The sequence below is a fragment of the Brevundimonas sp. SL161 genome, assembly GCF_049896985.1.
Taxonomy (GTDB): Bacteria; Pseudomonadota; Alphaproteobacteria; order Caulobacterales; family Caulobacteraceae; genus Brevundimonas.
On sequence record NZ_JAFCVJ010000003.1, the window covers coordinates 1 to 14,144 of the forward strand.

The 14,144-nt window shown below is 68.3% G+C and carries 18 protein-coding genes and 1 pseudogene; 9 read left to right on the plus strand and 10 right to left on the minus strand.

Features of this window, described 5'->3' with window-relative positions; translation table 11 throughout:
* Positions 1–330 precede the first annotated feature (330 nt).
* The 4 genes from ACP7AU_RS03720 to ACP7AU_RS03735 all read left to right on the plus strand — a co-directional run bounded on the left by ACP7AU_RS03720 (position 331) and on the right by ACP7AU_RS03735 (position 3,362).
* Positions 331–1,284 (plus strand): ABC transporter ATP-binding protein, encoded by a 954-nt coding sequence (locus tag ACP7AU_RS03720; RefSeq protein ID WP_426036265.1) that lies wholly within the window; start codon positions 331–333, stop codon positions 1,282–1,284.
* On the plus strand, positions 1,281–2,048 hold the full coding sequence (locus ACP7AU_RS03725; protein ID WP_426036267.1) for an ABC transporter permease: 768 nt from the start codon (positions 1,281–1,283) through the stop codon (positions 2,046–2,048). Before ACP7AU_RS03720 ends, ACP7AU_RS03725 begins: the two co-directional genes overlap by 4 nt.
* Before the next feature lie 12 nt (positions 2,049–2,060).
* Positions 2,061–2,342: a DUF427 domain-containing protein gene (locus ACP7AU_RS03730; protein ID WP_426050558.1), complete on the plus strand. Its 282-nt coding sequence runs from the start codon at positions 2,061–2,063 to the stop codon at positions 2,340–2,342.
* Positions 2,343–2,405: 63 nt separating this feature from the next.
* Positions 2,406–3,362: a hypothetical protein gene (locus ACP7AU_RS03735; protein WP_426050559.1), complete on the plus strand. Its 957-nt coding sequence runs from the start codon at positions 2,406–2,408 to the stop codon at positions 3,360–3,362.
* 9 nt (positions 3,363–3,371) lie between these two features.
* On the opposite strand, the gene ACP7AU_RS03740 is transcribed toward ACP7AU_RS03735, so the two are convergent.
* Both ACP7AU_RS03740 and ACP7AU_RS03745 read right to left on the minus strand, forming a co-directional pair.
* Positions 3,372–3,773: a hypothetical protein gene (locus ACP7AU_RS03740; protein ID WP_426036273.1), complete on the minus strand. Its 402-nt coding sequence runs from the start codon at positions 3,771–3,773 to the stop codon at positions 3,372–3,374.
* Positions 3,774–3,822: 49 nt separating this feature from the next.
* Positions 3,823–4,338 carry a hypothetical protein gene (locus ACP7AU_RS03745; RefSeq protein WP_426050560.1) on the minus strand — a complete coding sequence of 172 codons (516 nt, stop codon included), beginning with the start codon at positions 4,336–4,338 and terminating at the stop codon, positions 3,823–3,825.
* A 116-nt stretch (positions 4,339–4,454) separates the two neighbouring features.
* On the opposite strand from ACP7AU_RS03745, the gene ACP7AU_RS03750 reads away from it, so the two are divergent.
* Positions 4,455–5,126 carry a DsbA family oxidoreductase gene (locus ACP7AU_RS03750; protein ID WP_426050561.1) on the plus strand — a complete coding sequence of 224 codons (672 nt, stop codon included), beginning with the start codon at positions 4,455–4,457 and terminating at the stop codon, positions 5,124–5,126.
* Between the two features lie 134 nt (positions 5,127–5,260).
* On the opposite strand, the gene ACP7AU_RS03755 is transcribed toward ACP7AU_RS03750, so the two are convergent.
* The 7 genes and pseudogenes from ACP7AU_RS03755 to uvrB form a co-directional block, all read right to left on the minus strand.
* Positions 5,261–5,479, minus strand: coding sequence for a hypothetical protein (locus tag ACP7AU_RS03755; RefSeq protein ID WP_426050562.1), 219 nt, complete (start codon positions 5,477–5,479; stop codon positions 5,261–5,263).
* Between the two features lie 646 nt (positions 5,480–6,125).
* On the minus strand, positions 6,126–6,389 hold the full coding sequence (locus ACP7AU_RS03760; protein WP_426036900.1) for a hypothetical protein: 264 nt from the start codon (positions 6,387–6,389) through the stop codon (positions 6,126–6,128).
* A pseudogene (locus tag ACP7AU_RS03765) lies at positions 6,366–6,917 on the minus strand (DpnI domain-containing protein); the annotation flags it as partial. The pseudogene ACP7AU_RS03765 and the gene ACP7AU_RS03760, both read right to left, overlap by 24 nt.
* Positions 6,918–6,944: 27 nt before the next feature.
* Positions 6,945–7,163 (minus strand): hypothetical protein, encoded by a 219-nt coding sequence (locus tag ACP7AU_RS03770; RefSeq protein ID WP_426050563.1) that lies wholly within the window; start codon positions 7,161–7,163, stop codon positions 6,945–6,947.
* A gap of 73 nt (positions 7,164–7,236) precedes the next feature.
* A complete protein-coding gene (locus ACP7AU_RS03775) occupies positions 7,237–7,581 on the minus strand; it encodes a type II toxin-antitoxin system RelE/ParE family toxin (protein ID WP_426050564.1) in 345 nt (114 codons plus the stop codon).
* Complete coding sequence (locus tag ACP7AU_RS03780) at positions 7,578–7,856, minus strand: ribbon-helix-helix domain-containing protein (protein WP_426036285.1); 279 nt, start codon at positions 7,854–7,856, stop codon at positions 7,578–7,580. Before ACP7AU_RS03780 ends, ACP7AU_RS03775 begins: the two co-directional genes overlap by 4 nt.
* Before the next feature lie 211 nt (positions 7,857–8,067).
* Positions 8,068–10,440, minus strand: a complete 2,373-nt coding sequence (gene uvrB / locus ACP7AU_RS03785; protein WP_426050565.1) for an excinuclease ABC subunit UvrB — start codon at positions 10,438–10,440, stop codon at positions 8,068–8,070.
* A gap of 116 nt (positions 10,441–10,556) precedes the next feature.
* Here uvrB and ACP7AU_RS03790 point away from each other — a divergent pair, with 116 nt between their 5' ends.
* A complete protein-coding gene (locus ACP7AU_RS03790) occupies positions 10,557–11,315 on the plus strand; it encodes an extensin family protein (protein ID WP_426036289.1) in 759 nt (252 codons plus the stop codon).
* Between the two features lie 179 nt (positions 11,316–11,494).
* Here ACP7AU_RS03790 and ACP7AU_RS03795 read toward each other — a convergent pair whose 3' ends face one another.
* Positions 11,495–12,388 (minus strand): hypothetical protein, encoded by an 894-nt coding sequence (locus ACP7AU_RS03795; protein WP_426036291.1) that lies wholly within the window; start codon positions 12,386–12,388, stop codon positions 11,495–11,497.
* Positions 12,389–12,517: 129 nt separating this feature from the next.
* On the opposite strand from ACP7AU_RS03795, the gene ACP7AU_RS03800 reads away from it, so the two are divergent.
* The 3 genes from ACP7AU_RS03800 (at position 12,518) to ACP7AU_RS03810 (ending at position 14,096) form a co-directional block, all read left to right on the plus strand.
* Complete coding sequence (locus tag ACP7AU_RS03800) at positions 12,518–12,712, plus strand: hypothetical protein (protein ID WP_426036293.1); 195 nt, start codon at positions 12,518–12,520, stop codon at positions 12,710–12,712.
* Between the two features lie 89 nt (positions 12,713–12,801).
* A complete protein-coding gene (locus ACP7AU_RS03805; protein WP_426036295.1) occupies positions 12,802–13,590 on the plus strand; it encodes an isocitrate lyase/PEP mutase family protein in 789 nt (262 codons plus the stop codon).
* A complete protein-coding gene (locus tag ACP7AU_RS03810; protein ID WP_426050566.1) occupies positions 13,587–14,096 on the plus strand; it encodes a methylated-DNA--[protein]-cysteine S-methyltransferase in 510 nt (169 codons plus the stop codon). Before ACP7AU_RS03805 ends, ACP7AU_RS03810 begins: the two co-directional genes overlap by 4 nt.
* Positions 14,097–14,144 lie beyond the last annotated feature (48 nt).

Below are 14,144 nucleotides of genomic sequence, written 5' to 3' on the forward strand. Positions count from 1 at the left end.
TCGAAGAACGCCCACTCCGCATCCGACATCAAACCACGAACCATGGCTGCTCTCCGCAAAGAACAGCCTTGAATCAGCGATCAGCTGATTTGGGAATCCACTTTGTCCACATCACCTAGTCCAAGTCGAACACCCGTCACAGCTTGCAGAGGTTGGCCGAGGGAGCAAGCATGCACGTCCGGTTCCCACCCGTAGCGGACATCGGCCATGCCCGCTTGCGGCCTCCAAAAGTCAGCAGTTGACGACTTACTCCACCCTTACGCCTTGAGCCGCGACCGAACGTCGCCATATTGCGGCCACGGCGCTTCGGCCGCTGGGGAGACGCGCCGAATGCCGCCGGTCATCGACATCAAGGGCCTGAGCAAGACCTACGCCTCCGGGCTGCAGGCGCTGAAGCCCACGGACCTCCAGATCGGCAAGGGCGAGATCTTCGCCCTGCTCGGCCCGAACGGGGCCGGCAAGACGACGATGATCTCGATCATCTGCGGCATCGTCACCCCCTCGACCGGCACGGTCACGGCCGACGGTCACGACATCAGGAAGGACTACCGCCAGGCGCGGATGAAGATCGGCCTGGTGCCCCAGGAGCTGACCACCGACGCCTTCGAGACTGTGCTGGCCACGGTGACCCTGAGCCGGGGTCTGTTCGGCAGGGCGCCGAACCCGGCCCATATCGAACAGGTCCTCAAGGACCTTAGCCTGTGGGACAAGAAGGACTCCAAGATCATGACCCTGTCCGGCGGCATGAAGCGCCGCGTCATGATCGCCAAGGCCCTGAGCCACGAGCCCGACATCCTGTTCCTGGACGAACCGACCGCCGGCGTCGACGTCGAGCTGCGCCGCGACATGTGGAACCTGGTGCGTCGCCTGCGCGAGAGCGGCGTCACCATCATCCTGACCACCCACTATATCGAGGAGGCCGAGGAGATGGCCGACCGTGTGGGGGTCATCCTGAAGGGCGAACTGATCCTGGTGCAGGACAAGACCGAGCTGATGAAGAAGCTGGGCAGGAAGACCCTGACGCTGAACCTGCAGGACCCGCTGGAGGTCCTGCCGCCCGAACTGGCGGAGTGGGACCTGACCCTGCGCGACGAGGGCAATGAGCTGGAGTTTGTCTTCGATTCCAACGCTGAGCAGACCGGCGTGCCGTCCCTGCTGCGCAAACTCTCGGACCTCGGCATCGCCTTCAAGGACCTGAACACCCGCCAGAGCTCGCTGGAGGACATCTTCGTCAGCCTGGTCCACCGCGACCCGGCCGCCGCCAGCACCGGAGCCGCCGCATGACCTTCAACGGATACGGCGTCTGGGCCATCTACAGATTCGAGATGGCGCGGGCGCTCCGCACCCTGTGGCAGTCGATCGTCACCCCGGTGATCACGACCGCCCTGTATTTCGTCGTCTTCGGCTCGGCCATCGGCAGCCGGATGACCGAGATCGACGGTGTCCCCTACGGCGCCTTCATCGTGCCCGGCCTGATTATGCTGAGCCTGTTCACCCAGTCGATCTTCAACGCCTCGTTCGGCATCTACTTCCCCAAGTTCACCGGCACGATCTACGAGCTGCTGAGCGCGCCCGTGTCGCCGTTCGAGATCGTCCTGGCCTATGTCGGGGCGGCGGCGACCAAGTCGGCGGTGCTGGGCCTTATCATCCTGGCCACGGCGTCGCTCTTCGTGCCGCTGCAGATCCTGCATCCGGTCTGGATGCTGGCCATCCTGATCCTGATCTCGACGACCTTCAGCCTGTTCGGCTTCATCATCGGCATCTGGGCCCAGAGCTTCGAGCAGCTCAACTTTATCCCGATGCTGGTGGTGACGCCCCTGACCTTCCTGGGCGGGTCCTTCTATTCGATCCACATGCTGCCGGAGCCGTGGCGGACGATCACCCACTTCAATCCGGTGGTCTATCTGATCTCCGGATTCCGCTGGAGCTTCTACGGGACCGGCGACGTGCCCATCGTCTGGAGCCTCGTGGCGACATGCGGATTCCTCGTCGCCTGCCTCGCGGTCGTTGGATGGATCTTCAAGACCGGCTATCGGCTCAAAACCTGATGGAGATGACAAATGACGACTGCGACCTGGAACGGGGTGGTGATCGCCCGCTCGGACGATACCGTGGTGGTCGAGGGCAACCACTATTTTCCGCGTGACGCCGTGGATCCGGCCATGTTGAAGGCCTCGACGACCACATCGATCTGCCCGTGGAAGGGGACGGCCTCCTATTCCTCGCTGGTCGTGGACGGGAAGGAGAACAAGGACGCCGTCTGGTACTATCCCGAGCCAAAGTCCGCCGCCGTCGAGATCGCCGGTCGAATGGCTTTCTGGAAGGGCGTCGAGGTTCGCTGACGGTAAGGTCTGTTAAAGTCCTGACATTGGACGCCCCCGTCGTTCGCCGCTAAGACGCCTCCCATGTCGTCCGAGACCCCTCCAGGCCCTGCCGAAAACCGTCCGCCCGAGCCGTTCGTGCGCGGCCGTATCGTGTGGTCGCGCCCGCCCCGGCCCGTGTTCCGCGTCGGTCCCCTGCCGCGGGTGGACCCGGCCCCGGCGGCTCGTCCCGTCCGACGGTCGAGCGCAGGCATACTGACCGGCTCGATGATCCCCCCGGCCCGGGCAGCGTCCCTCGCCGCCGAGATCGTGCCAGAAGTTCCGGTCGAGCCTGTCGTCGAGGCCGTCGCTCCGCAGCCAGAGCCGGTCGCGCCTGAGCCTGTCGTCGAAGCCGTCGCTCCCGAACCCGAGCCGGTCGAGGCCGCGCCCGAGCCGAGGCCCGCGCCGCAGGAGATCGTCATCGAGCCGGAGGCGCCGGAGCCCGCCGTCACCGTGCCGCCGCCGCTCTCGACCGAGGCGAAGCCGGCCGCCAAACCGCGCGAACTGCCTTCAGTGGTCGTGACCCCGGCGATCTACGCCACCATGGGCGCGGCCATGCACAAGGTGGCCAAGGGCGACCGCTGGCCGATCGCCGCGGGTGTCGCGGCCCTCGTGGTCATCGGCGGCTTCATCTGGCTGGCCACCCTGCCTGCCCCGCAGCCCGTCGCTCCGGGCCCGACGCCTCTGGTCGCCGACGCCGCGCCTCCCGCAGGGACGACGGTGGTCGAGGAGCCTGCGCCCCCGATCGAGTCGCCGGCGCCGGTCCGCGCCACGTCCGCCCCTGCTCCGGCTGCTGCCACGCCCGTGACGGCCCCGCCGCGCCTCCCGATCCAGGCCGCGCCCGTCGTGGTGGCGCCGCCCGTGCCGGTCGAGACCGCGCCCCGGCCCTATATCCAGACCGCGCCCCTGGTCGTGGAGCCGCCGACCCCGGCCGCGCCCGCGCCGGCGGATCCGGATGCACCCGTCTCGACCGCGCCCCAGCCCTTGACTCAGGGCCGCTGAACCAAGGCCTCAGCGCTCCGCCGCGCGGTAGGGCAGGTAGCCCCGTTCGACCATGCGGCGCAGGCCTTCATAGGCCTCCGACAGCTCTTCATAGGCGGCGCGCATGCCCGACAGCTTCGCCGCCTCGGCCGGGCCGATGGCCTGGCCCGCCTCCGACAGCCTCAGCGCCTCGGCGATCCAGCGCGCCCGCGCCGTCGCGGCGGCCACTGCCAGGCGCTGGAAGGCGGCCGGCTCGGTATGGTTGGCGCCCAGCCCCAGGACCTGCGGGATCACCTCCCGGTTGGAGACGAAGGCGGCGTAGTCGATCTGTTCCAGATGCCCGCGCAGCCTGCGCTGCTCCTGCGGGTCGCTGTCGCTGGGCTCGAAATGATCACGGCGGATGCGGCTGCTGGACGTCATCATACTGGACACTCTGGTCCTCCTCGGGCGGTATCCCTGGGGCCAGCCTGCGCCAGACCGGTTAACGCCGCGTCAGCAAGCGTGGCCGGTCCGGCGCGGCCCAGCCGGGAGGCAGGGGCTCGGCCCATCCCTCGGGTGCGTCGTCCGGGGCCGGGAAATAGCCCGTCGCCGAGCGGTAGCCGAGGATGTACCAGATCTCGATCAGATAGCCGTGCAGCCGGGTCTGGTCCGCCGCCGGCCGTTTTGACGCCGCCCCGATGGCGATCCCCAGCCGCCCGGCCACGTCCGAGGCTTCCAGCGGCCCGTTGTCCTCGGCCAGGATGTCGTCGATGACCCCGTCGACCCACCCCGACAGGGTGGCCCGGTTCTTCGGCCCCTTCGGCCCGGTATAGGTCCCGTCGGCGTGGAACTTGTCCTCGTCGCGCAGGGCCTGCAGCCGGGCCCGGATCTCGTCCCCCAGCATCGCCCGCTCCTCATAGAGGGGCTCCGGCTTCGGCTTCCACAACCGCCACACCACCCCGCCGGCGGCGGCGGCCAGCAGTACGAGGGTCGCCAGGATACGCGCATAGTGGGCCATGACCCCGTCTTACGCCCGCCGATCCGGGGCGCCCAGACGGTCCCTGATCGAGCCTGAAAGACTGGCGCTCCCTCGCGGCGCCCCCATATGCAACATGAACCGTTGCGGAGTCCGTCATGACCAAGCCCCTTCACATCGACTTCGTCTCCGACGTCGTCTGCCCCTGGTGCGTCGTCGGCCTCGGCGGGCTCGAGACCGCCCTCGACACCCTCAAGGCCGAGGGCATCACCGGCGAGATCGCCTTCCAGCCGTTCGAGCTGAACCCCGGCATGGCGGCTGAGGGCGAGAACATCACCGAACATATCGCCGCCAAATACGGCTCCACCCCCGAACAGTCGGCCGCCAACCGCGCCATGATCACCGCCCGCACGGCGGAGGCCTGGCCCGGATTCGAGATGAAGATGGGCGCCGACAGCCGTATCTGGAACACCTTCGACGCCCACCGCCTGCTGGCCTGGGCCGGCGAACAGGGGCCGGAGCCGCAGAAGGCGCTCAAGGCGGCCCTGTTCCGCACCCATTTCACCGACGGCAATAACCTGACCGACGCCGGCGTCCTGACCCGGGCCGCCGAGGCCGCCGGTCTCGACCGCGCCGGGGCGGCCGAGGTGCTCGCCTCCGGCCGCTACGCCGCCGAGGTCCGCGCCGAACAGGCCCTGTGGCGAAGCCGCGGCATCAACTCCGTCCCCGCCGTGGTGGTCGAGGGCAAATACCTGATCTCCGGCGGCCAGCCCGCCGCCGTGTTCGAGGACGCCCTGCGCAAGATCGCGGCGGAGCAGGCGGCGGGCTGATATTCTCCTCCCTGCGCCGAAGGCGTGGGGAGGTGGCAGCGAGCCTCTTCGCGAGCTGACGGAGGGGGTCTTGCCGCACGAAGAGCCCCTCCGTCTCCTCCGCTGCGCTACGGATCCACCTCCCCATCGCTGCGCTACAGGGAGGAGATGTGCGGTCCGCACGCCAAAACACCGTCCGAAGCGTTCGGAGCGTCCGAAGCGTCCGGGTCCGGCGCATCCTGCGCCTGCTGATCCTCCAGCCGCCAGCGGATCGCCTCGAAGCGTTCGTCCTCGCGTTCCAGCTCGGCCTCGACCTCGGCCATGGTCAGTTGCACGCGGCGCCAGCGCAGGGCCTCGACCGCGTCGCCGCGCATCACCGCCCGCATCATCCGCCGGTGGGCGATATAGCCCAGCTCCTCGAGCTCGACCCTGTCGAGGTCGCCATTGACCCTCAGATCCAGCTCGACGCCCTCGTCCCACGGATCCAGCCGGTTGGGCGGCGCGCGAGGGCTGATCTGCGCGCCGCCAGCCCTCGCGCGCCGCCCGCTCGCGCAGCGAGGTCAGCCCGACCCCGTGCCGGCGACAGCACTCGGGCGCCGACCACCCGGCCAGATACTCCTCCCGCACCCGCGCCCAGACCTCGTCCGGCGGCGATTTCCGACCCTGCGGTTCTTCGGTCATGTCCGTCTCCCGATGAAAGGGAACAGTGTGAGGCCGTTTCAGGGGGTGATGGGTATAAGGGCTCTAAATAGAGCCGGGTGTTGTTTCGATTGGGGAATTCGGACGATCCGTTGATCGGTATGGGCCCTTTCGTCCGCCGCTACGATCGCCCTCCGACCTTCTTCTCTTTCGTCATCCTCCGGCGAGCGCAGCGAGACCGGGGGACCCAGCGGCGCCGAAGGCGATCTGTACAGCCACGATGTCGACCGCCCGCAGCCGCGACAGGTTCGCGCTTTCGCGCGCCGCTGTGTCCCCCGGTCTGCGCCGCGAAGGCGCGGCTTGCCGGAGGATGACGAAAGATCAGGTAGTCCGCCGGTACGTGCCCCGCCCGCCGAACTCCAGCCACCCCCTGTCCCGCAGCACCTGAAGTTGCTGCCTGATCTTCGGCCGGACATTGTGGTTGCCCGGATAGCTCGCCGCCAGCCGCGCCTCGAACCCATAGACCTCGGCCAGGGTGAACTCCGGCTGTCCGATGTCCTCGACGCACTTCATCACGTCGAGCAGCCAGCCGCGCGCGGTCGGGGCGGCATCCCGCAGGAACAGCGTCGCCCGCCACTGGTCCAGAACGGCCTGTTTCGCCACGTGCTCCCCGGCCCGGATCAACGGAATGCGCCCGGCCAGCGGCACCTGACCGATCAGGATGTTGCACCCCTGCCAGCCCGCGCGACGCGCCGTCATCGACAACGGCTTGCGCGGCTCGATGATCGCTTCGGTGAAGAAGTGGCTGGGCACGACGATCAGGTCGGTGACGCGGGTGCGGGCCTTGTCATAGCCCATGACCATCAAACTGGGATTGTTCGCCGCCGCCAGCCGCGCCTTCATCGCGCCCTAGGCCCCGTTGACCAGTCTGGTGTCAGTGCGGCCCTTGGTGGCCTTGAGTTCGTATTCCTCGGCGCAGACTCCGCAAGGGAAGTCGGCCACCGGCGAGTTCGCCGCAAAGGCGGTCAGGGGCGTCGCGCCGCAGCTCGGGCAGAAGGCGTTGGCGGCGACCCAGCCCTCGCTCAGGACGCGGGCGTTCTGGGTCGGCCCCTTGAAGACCGCCGCCTCTTCGGCGAAGCCGAGAGTACGCCAGGGGGCGTCGTCTTCGGCCATGCGCCAGCATGGGCGTACGTTGGTTAGTCAGCCCTTACCGCGCGTGTAGCCGTCGATATCTTCGCCGTCCTCATTGACGGCCGACATACGCACGGCGTCGAACTCGACGACGCCCTGACTGGACCATTCCACCGGGACATGGCCTTCATAGACGAGATCGACGGCCTCTTCTGCCGAGCCGGCCTCGACCTCGGTCGTGTAGTCGACGTAGGCGTCGACGCGGCTGAGAATCTTGAAAATGGGCATGTGTGGACCTCTCCGTGAATACGGATAGGGATCCATAGCTCTCACAGTAATACAAGCAAAAGTAGTCTTTGTCTCACCCCAGCCGACGCGGCAGGTCCATGCTTTCGTGCAGGAGGTGGACGATCTCGACCCTGGCATCGTCGAAGCGGAAGGCCACGACGTGGCGGGGTTGGCCGACCCGGTCGGCGGCGGCGATGCGCTGGCGGCTGTGGCGAACGGGGTAAAGGCGGAGATCGGCGGGGATGCCGCGAAGCGTGCTGACGCCGGGGCGGGTCGGATTCTCGGCGATGTCGCGATATGCGCTCTGGATCAGGAGGCGGTAGCGATCCGCAGCGGCGGGTCCGAACTGGGCTTCGCTGTGGCGGAGAATTTCTTCGGCTTCCAGATCGGCCTCACGCGAGACGTCGAGCCGTCTCACCCCGCGCGAACGCGCTTCATGACGCCGTCAAAATAGGCATCCAGATCGGTGATCTCGATACCCTCGCCACGATCGAGGCCGTCGATGGCCTTTTTGAGTTTGGCGTTCAGGCGAGCGAGCCTGGTCTCATCGTCCATGTCGTCGGCCGCGCGTTCGCGCAGCAGGTCGACGGCGTCCGCAATCACCGCGTCCCGGTCGCGGTAGGCGCCGGAGGCGACCTGTTCCTCGACGAAGGCGTCGAGGACGGGTGGAAGGGTGAGGGCTGCGTTCGCCATGGGAGGAGGATAGCACGGTGGAGGGCGGGGCGGAATGTGGCCCCCTCTCCCGGCGGGAGAGGGCTTGAGCGCCCGGGAGCCAAAGGCGAACGGACTTGCGCGAAAGGGTGAGGGGCGGATGCCCACCGGTGAGGGCGAACCCCTCACCCTTTCGGCTGGCGCATCGCTACGCTCTGCGAGCCTCAAGCCCTCTCCCGCCGGGAGAGGGGGCCTACAACCTTCCCTTCCTGAACCGCTCCTGCGCCTCCGCCTGGGCCTCCTTGCGCCACCGCTTCGGCGCTGACGCATCCACGTCCTGCCCGTCCCCGGTCAGGATCTCGTTGGCGAACTCCAGGTCCAGCAGCTTCAGCTTCTTGATCTCGTCTCGGAGACGGCCGGCCTCTTCGAACTCGAGGTTGCTGGCGGCCTCGCGCATCTTGCCTTCCATGTCGCGCAGCGTGGCCTGGAAGTTGTTGCCGACGAACGGGCGGCTCTCCTCCTTCACGCCCGTGGGGACCAGGACGCGGTCCTTCTCATAGGGGCTGGCCAGGATCTCCTTGATGTCGCGCTTGACGCTTTCGGGCGTGATGCCGTGTTCGAGGTTGTAGGCCTCCTGGCGTTCGCGGCGGCGGTTGGTCTCGGCCATGGCGCGCTCCATCGAGCCGGTGACGCGGTCGGCATAGAGGATGACGCGGCCGTCGACGTTGCGGGCCGCGCGGCCGATGGTCTGGATCAGGGAGGTCTCGGAGCGCAGGAAGCCCTCCTTGTCCGCGTCGAGGATGGCGACCAGGCCGCACTCGGGGATGTCGAGCCCCTCGCGCAGCAGGTTGATGCCGATCAGGACGTCGAAGCTGCCCAGACGCAGGTCGCGGATGATCTCGATCCGCTCCATCGTGTCGACGTCGGAGTGCATGTAGCGGACGCGCACGCCCTGTTCGTGCATGTATTCCGTCAGGTCCTCGGCCATCTTCTTGGTCAGGACGGTGACCAGGGAGCGGTAGCCGGCGCGGGCCACGGCCTTGACCTCGTCGATGACGTCGTCGACCTGGTTGCGGGTCTGGCCGGAGACCGGGCGGATCTCGACCGGGGGGTCGATCAGGCCGGTCGGGCGGATGACCTGTTCGACGAAGACGCCGCCGGTCTGTTCCATCTCCCACGGGCCGGGGGTGGCCGAGACGTGGACCGTCTGGGGCCGCATGGCCTCCCATTCGTCGAACTTGAGCGGGCGGTTGTCGATACAGGAGGGCAGGCGGAAGCCGTATTCGGCGAGGGTCGATTTGCGGCGGTAGTCGCCGCGGAACATGCCGTTGATCTGGCCGATGGTGACGTGGCTCTCGTCCACGAACAGCAGGGCGTTGTCGGGGACGTATTCGAAGAAGGTGGGCGGCGGCTCGCCGGGGCTGCGGCCGGTCAGCCAGCGGCTGTAGTTCTCGATGCCGGCGCACGAGCCGGTGGCCTCCATCATCTCCAGGTCGAAGCGCACCCGCTGTTCGAGGCGCTGGGCCTCCAGCAGCTTGCCGTTCTCGATCATCCAGTCGAGCGTCTCCTTCAGCTCGGCCTTGATGCCGCCGAGCGCCTGGTTCAGCGTCGGGCGCGGGGTGACGTAGTGGCTGGCGGCATAGACGGTGACCTCCTTCAGCTCGGCGGTCTTCTTGCCGGTCAGGGGGTCGAACTCGGCGATCGACTCGATCTCGTCGCCGAACAGGCTGACGCGCCAGGCCCGGTCGTCGAGGTGGACAGGGAAGATCTCGACCGTGTCGCCGCGCTTTCGGAACATGCCGCGGTCGAAGGCGACGTCGTTGCGCTTGTACTGCAGCGCGATCAGGTCGGCGCGCAGCTTGGACTCGTCGATCTGGTCGCCGACCTTCAGGTCGAAGGTCATGGCGGTATAGGTCTCCACCGACCCGATGCCGTAGATGCAGCTGACGCTCGCCACCACGATGACGTCGTCGCGCTCGAGGATCGACCGCGTCGCCGAGTGCCGCATCCGATCGATCTGCTCGTTTATACTTGAGTCTTTTTCAATATAAGTGTCAGTTCTTGGAACGTATGCTTCAGGTTGGTAGTAATCGTAGTAGCTTACAAAGTATTCAACCGCGTTATCGGGAAAGAATGACTTGAACTCAGAGTAGAGTTGCGCCGCCAATGTCTTGTTCGGCGCGAGGATGAGCGCGGGGCGCTGGGTCGCCTCGATGACCTTGGCCATGGTGAAGGTCTTGCCCGAGCCGGTGACGCCCAGCAGCACCTGGTCGCGGTCGCCCTGGGCCGCCTGGGACACCAGTTCGGCGATGGCGGCGGGCTGGTCGCCGGCGGGGGTGTAGCCGGTCTCCAGCCGGAAGCGATTGTTCTGGCGGCCCTTGAGCGACTTGGACGGGCGGTCGGGACGGTGCGGGACCCAGTCGCCGGGCGAGGTTGGCGCCTCCTCCGGCGTCAGGCGCGGGCCGGTGACCGGCGCGAACATCGGCATATTTTTCATCGCCTTCGGGAGAGGCGTCTTGTCGTCGCGCAGGAAGGCCGACGGGGCCTCCGCCACGCCCTGGTTCGGGATGTGGACGGGCTTCTTGATAACGGGCGCCGAGCCCTTGGGGGTCGAAGAACGGTTCATGAACGGAACTTAGTGCGCGAGGAGAGATGTCGCCAGTCAACGCACGGGCGGCGGATGCGGATGCTGACAGCAGGCTGTCAGCAGAATCGGGCGGCGAATCCTGTCAGGGTCGGGTCATGCTCGGAACGTCACGCCTCGCGGTCGCCCTTCTGCTCGTCGTCCTGTCCGGCTGTGGCCGTCTGATCCCGGACACCATCCCGCCGTCGGGCTACACGCCCTACGCTCCGGCGCCGAACCCCGGGCCGTCGGTCTATGTCGCGCCTGGAGCCGGAGTGATCGATCAGCCGATCGACAGCGAGACGCTCGGCCGCGTTCAGCGGGCGACGCGGACCCTGGTGCTGTGCGAGGCGGAACTGGAGGCGGCGCGGGTGACGTTCAGTCCGACGCCGGACCGGGTGAACTCCGAAACCTGCGGCCTGACGGCGGCGGGGGTGCTGGGGCCGGACATGGGGACGACAGCCCGGATGGCCCCGTCCGATGTCACCATGACCTGCGCCCTGGCGGCGGCGGTCAGCGTCTGGCGGCGTCAGTCAGTGGAACCGGCGGCGCGCGAACTGCTCGGCTCGGACGTGGTCGAGATCGACCACATGGGGGTCTATGCCTGCCGGGGCGTGCGCACCGACGCGGGCAGCACCTCCCGGGCCAGCGCGCATTCGCGGGCCGCGGCGCTTGATTTTTCGGGCGTACGGCTGAGGGACGGGCGGCGGATCACCGTGGCGGGCGACTGGGCCGACGGCACGCCCGAGGCGCGCTTCCTGCACCGTATACGCGACGAGGGCTGCCGCGTCTTCGGCACGGTCCTCAGCCCCGACTACAACGCGGTCCACCACGACCATCTGCACCTGGAGGCGGAGCAGGGGCGGCTGTGCCGGTGAACGCAAAACCCTCTCCCGATGGGGGAGGGCTTGAGCGCCCGAAAGCCGTCAGGCGATCGGACTTGCGCGAAAGGGTGAGGGTCGGAGGGTGACCGGTGAGGGCACAACCCTCACCCTTTCGGCCGAGACGCATCGCTACGCTCTGCGGGCCTCAAGCCCTCTCCCACCGGGAGAGGGGCCTAGCGGCGAACCCGCGCCTGAACTTCCAGCTCGCCCAGACGGCGGTCCAGATAGGCCGTGTCGTCGCTTGACGGGCGGGTGCGGGAGTAGGCGGCCTCCAGACGGGTCAGGTCCTCAAACTGGACCCGGATGGCATCCTGCTGGCCGCGCGGCAGGGTGTAGAGGGCGCGTTCGATGGCGGTCAGGCGATCGCGCGGAGTCTGCTGCCAGCCGGCGCCATTGCCGGCGTTTCCGCCCGGTACACGCGCGTCGATGGCGTCGAGGCGGGCCTCGATGTCCTGGCGCTCGCGCGCGCTGAGACCGTCGCGCTGGAAGCCGGCCTCGACCGAAACGATGGCCGCGTAATCGCTGCGCAGGCGCGTGGCGTCTGTGCGGGTCAGCGTGCGGGCGCGCACGGCGGCATCGACGCGGGCGTCGAAGTCAGCGCGGCCGTCGGCAGCCGACTGGTAGCCGCCGATGTCGTCGCCGTAGCCGCCGTCCTCGAGCGCCGAGGTCAGGGCGTTGTAGCGGGTGGTCAGGTCCTGACGCTCCTGGGTCGTGAAGCGTCCGTCCTGGCCGTAGCGGGCCTCCAGCTGAACCAGGGCGTCATAGTCCGTGCGAATTCGATCGCCGGACCAGGAAGACAGCGAGCCTGAGCGGACCTGGGCGTCGAGGCGGCTGTTGAAAGTGGTCTGCTGGGCGCCGAGTGCGCGACGCCCACGACTCCATTCGGCGTCGATCGAACCGGACGTCTGACCGCCAAACAGGTTCTGCAGGATCTGGCCGAAGACTTCCTGGCCGGTCGGCTGCTGTGAGCCGGACTGGCCATAGGGCGTCTGGGCCTGGGCGAGAGGGGCCATCGAGAGAACGACGGCGCCTGCCGCCAGAGCCGTGAAGGTCTTGATCGAAGTCATGGGGGTGCTCTCCGGCGGTTTCGCCTGTCTACGGTCAGTAGAACGGCGTGCGGCGGTTAAGGTTGCCGTGCGGCTCACCTGCCGCGATACGACAGGCGCCATGGCCGCCCGCGTGCTACGGGTCCGGGCATGACCGATCAGCCCGACCAGACCTCAACGCCCTCGACCGACGGTCCGGTGGGAGAGACGCCGGCGCAGAAGGCCTTGCGGCTGAAGAACGCGAAGCTGGACGCCCGGCCGAAGCCGCCGCGCGGCGGGCGGTTCCAGCGCGAACAGGCGGCCGGGGTCACGCCGGGCGCCAACCGCCCCTGGACGCATAAATAGGCGGCCCTCCGGTTCTCAATGCTGTCCGATTCCCGCGAGACTCCCGTGGCGAAGCGCGCCATGCTCGGAGGAACAAAAGGAGATCATCGATGTCGGCTTGCGAGACCTTCCGCGCCCTCCATCGTTCCGGACTGCTGATCCTGCCCAACGCCTGGGACGCAGCCTCGTCCGCCCTGTCGATCGCGGCAGGGGCGAAGGCGCTGGCGACGACCAGCGCGGGCGTGGCCTGGGCGCTGGGCTGGCCGGACGGAGCGACGCCGCCGGAAGCTGAGTTGCTGGGCGCCCTGGCGCGGATGATCCGGGTGGCGGGCGAGGTTCCGGTCAGCGCGGACGTCGAGGGCGGCTTCTCCGCCGATCCGAAGGCGGCCGCAGCCTTCGTGCGGCGGACCTGGGAGACGGGCGCTGTCGGGATCAACATCGAGGACGCGGACGGGCCGGCGGAGGCGCTGGCGGACAAGATCGCGGCGGTGCGCGCGGCGGTAGGCCCTGAGCTCTTCATCAACGCCCGCTGCGACCTTTGGCTGAGAGGGATCGGGCTGGGCGAGGGGCGGCTGCAGGAAGCGGTCAGGCGGGCGGTGCTGTACCGCGCGGCCGGCGCCGACGGCCTGTTCATGCCGGGCGTGACCGATGCGGACACGGTCACGGTCCTGGTGGATCTGGGCCTGCCGCTGAACCTGCTGGCGCGGCCGGCGCTCCCGGATGCGAAGGGACTGGAGGCGCTGGGCGTGCGGCGGCTGAGCGCGGGGTCGAACCTCTCCGCAGCGGCCTATGCGACGGCGGACCGGCTGACGCGCGGTTTCCTGGCGGACGGGGATTCGAAGCCGCAGGCGGCGGAAGCGATGGACTATGGTGCGCTGAACGCACTTATGCAGCCGTGAGGCTGATCGCGTCCGGGATCGCCTCGCCGATCGGCGTGCTGGCGCTCGCGGTTGACGAGGCCGGCCGGTTGAGGGGCGTGTCGTTCGGTGACGGGCTCAGGCGGGCGATGGGGCGGGAGTATCCGGGCGTCGCGATAGACGCGGGCGAGGTGCCGCAAGCAATAGCGCGCCCGCTGGCCGACTACTTTGACGGTGACCTGCAGGCCTTGATGCGGATCGACTGGTCGCTGGAAGGAGCGGCCGCGGGGGACGGATTTCAGGCCCGGGTCTGGCGCGCCCTGTGGGAGGCTCCGGTCGGCCAGACGATGTCCTACGGCGAGATGGCGCGGCGGGCCGGGGAGCCGGGCGCGGCCCAGGCGGCGGGCGCGGCCCTGAACCGGAACCCGATCCCGCTGGTGCTGGCTTGCCACCGGGTCGTGGGCGCCGATGGATCGATGGTCGGGTTCGGCGGCGGGCTGGAGCGCAAGACCTGGCTTTTGCGGCACGAGGGGGCGCTGCTGATCTGACCGCTTGACGCCGTGTAACCTATAGGTGATATGTAACCCCAAGGTGAC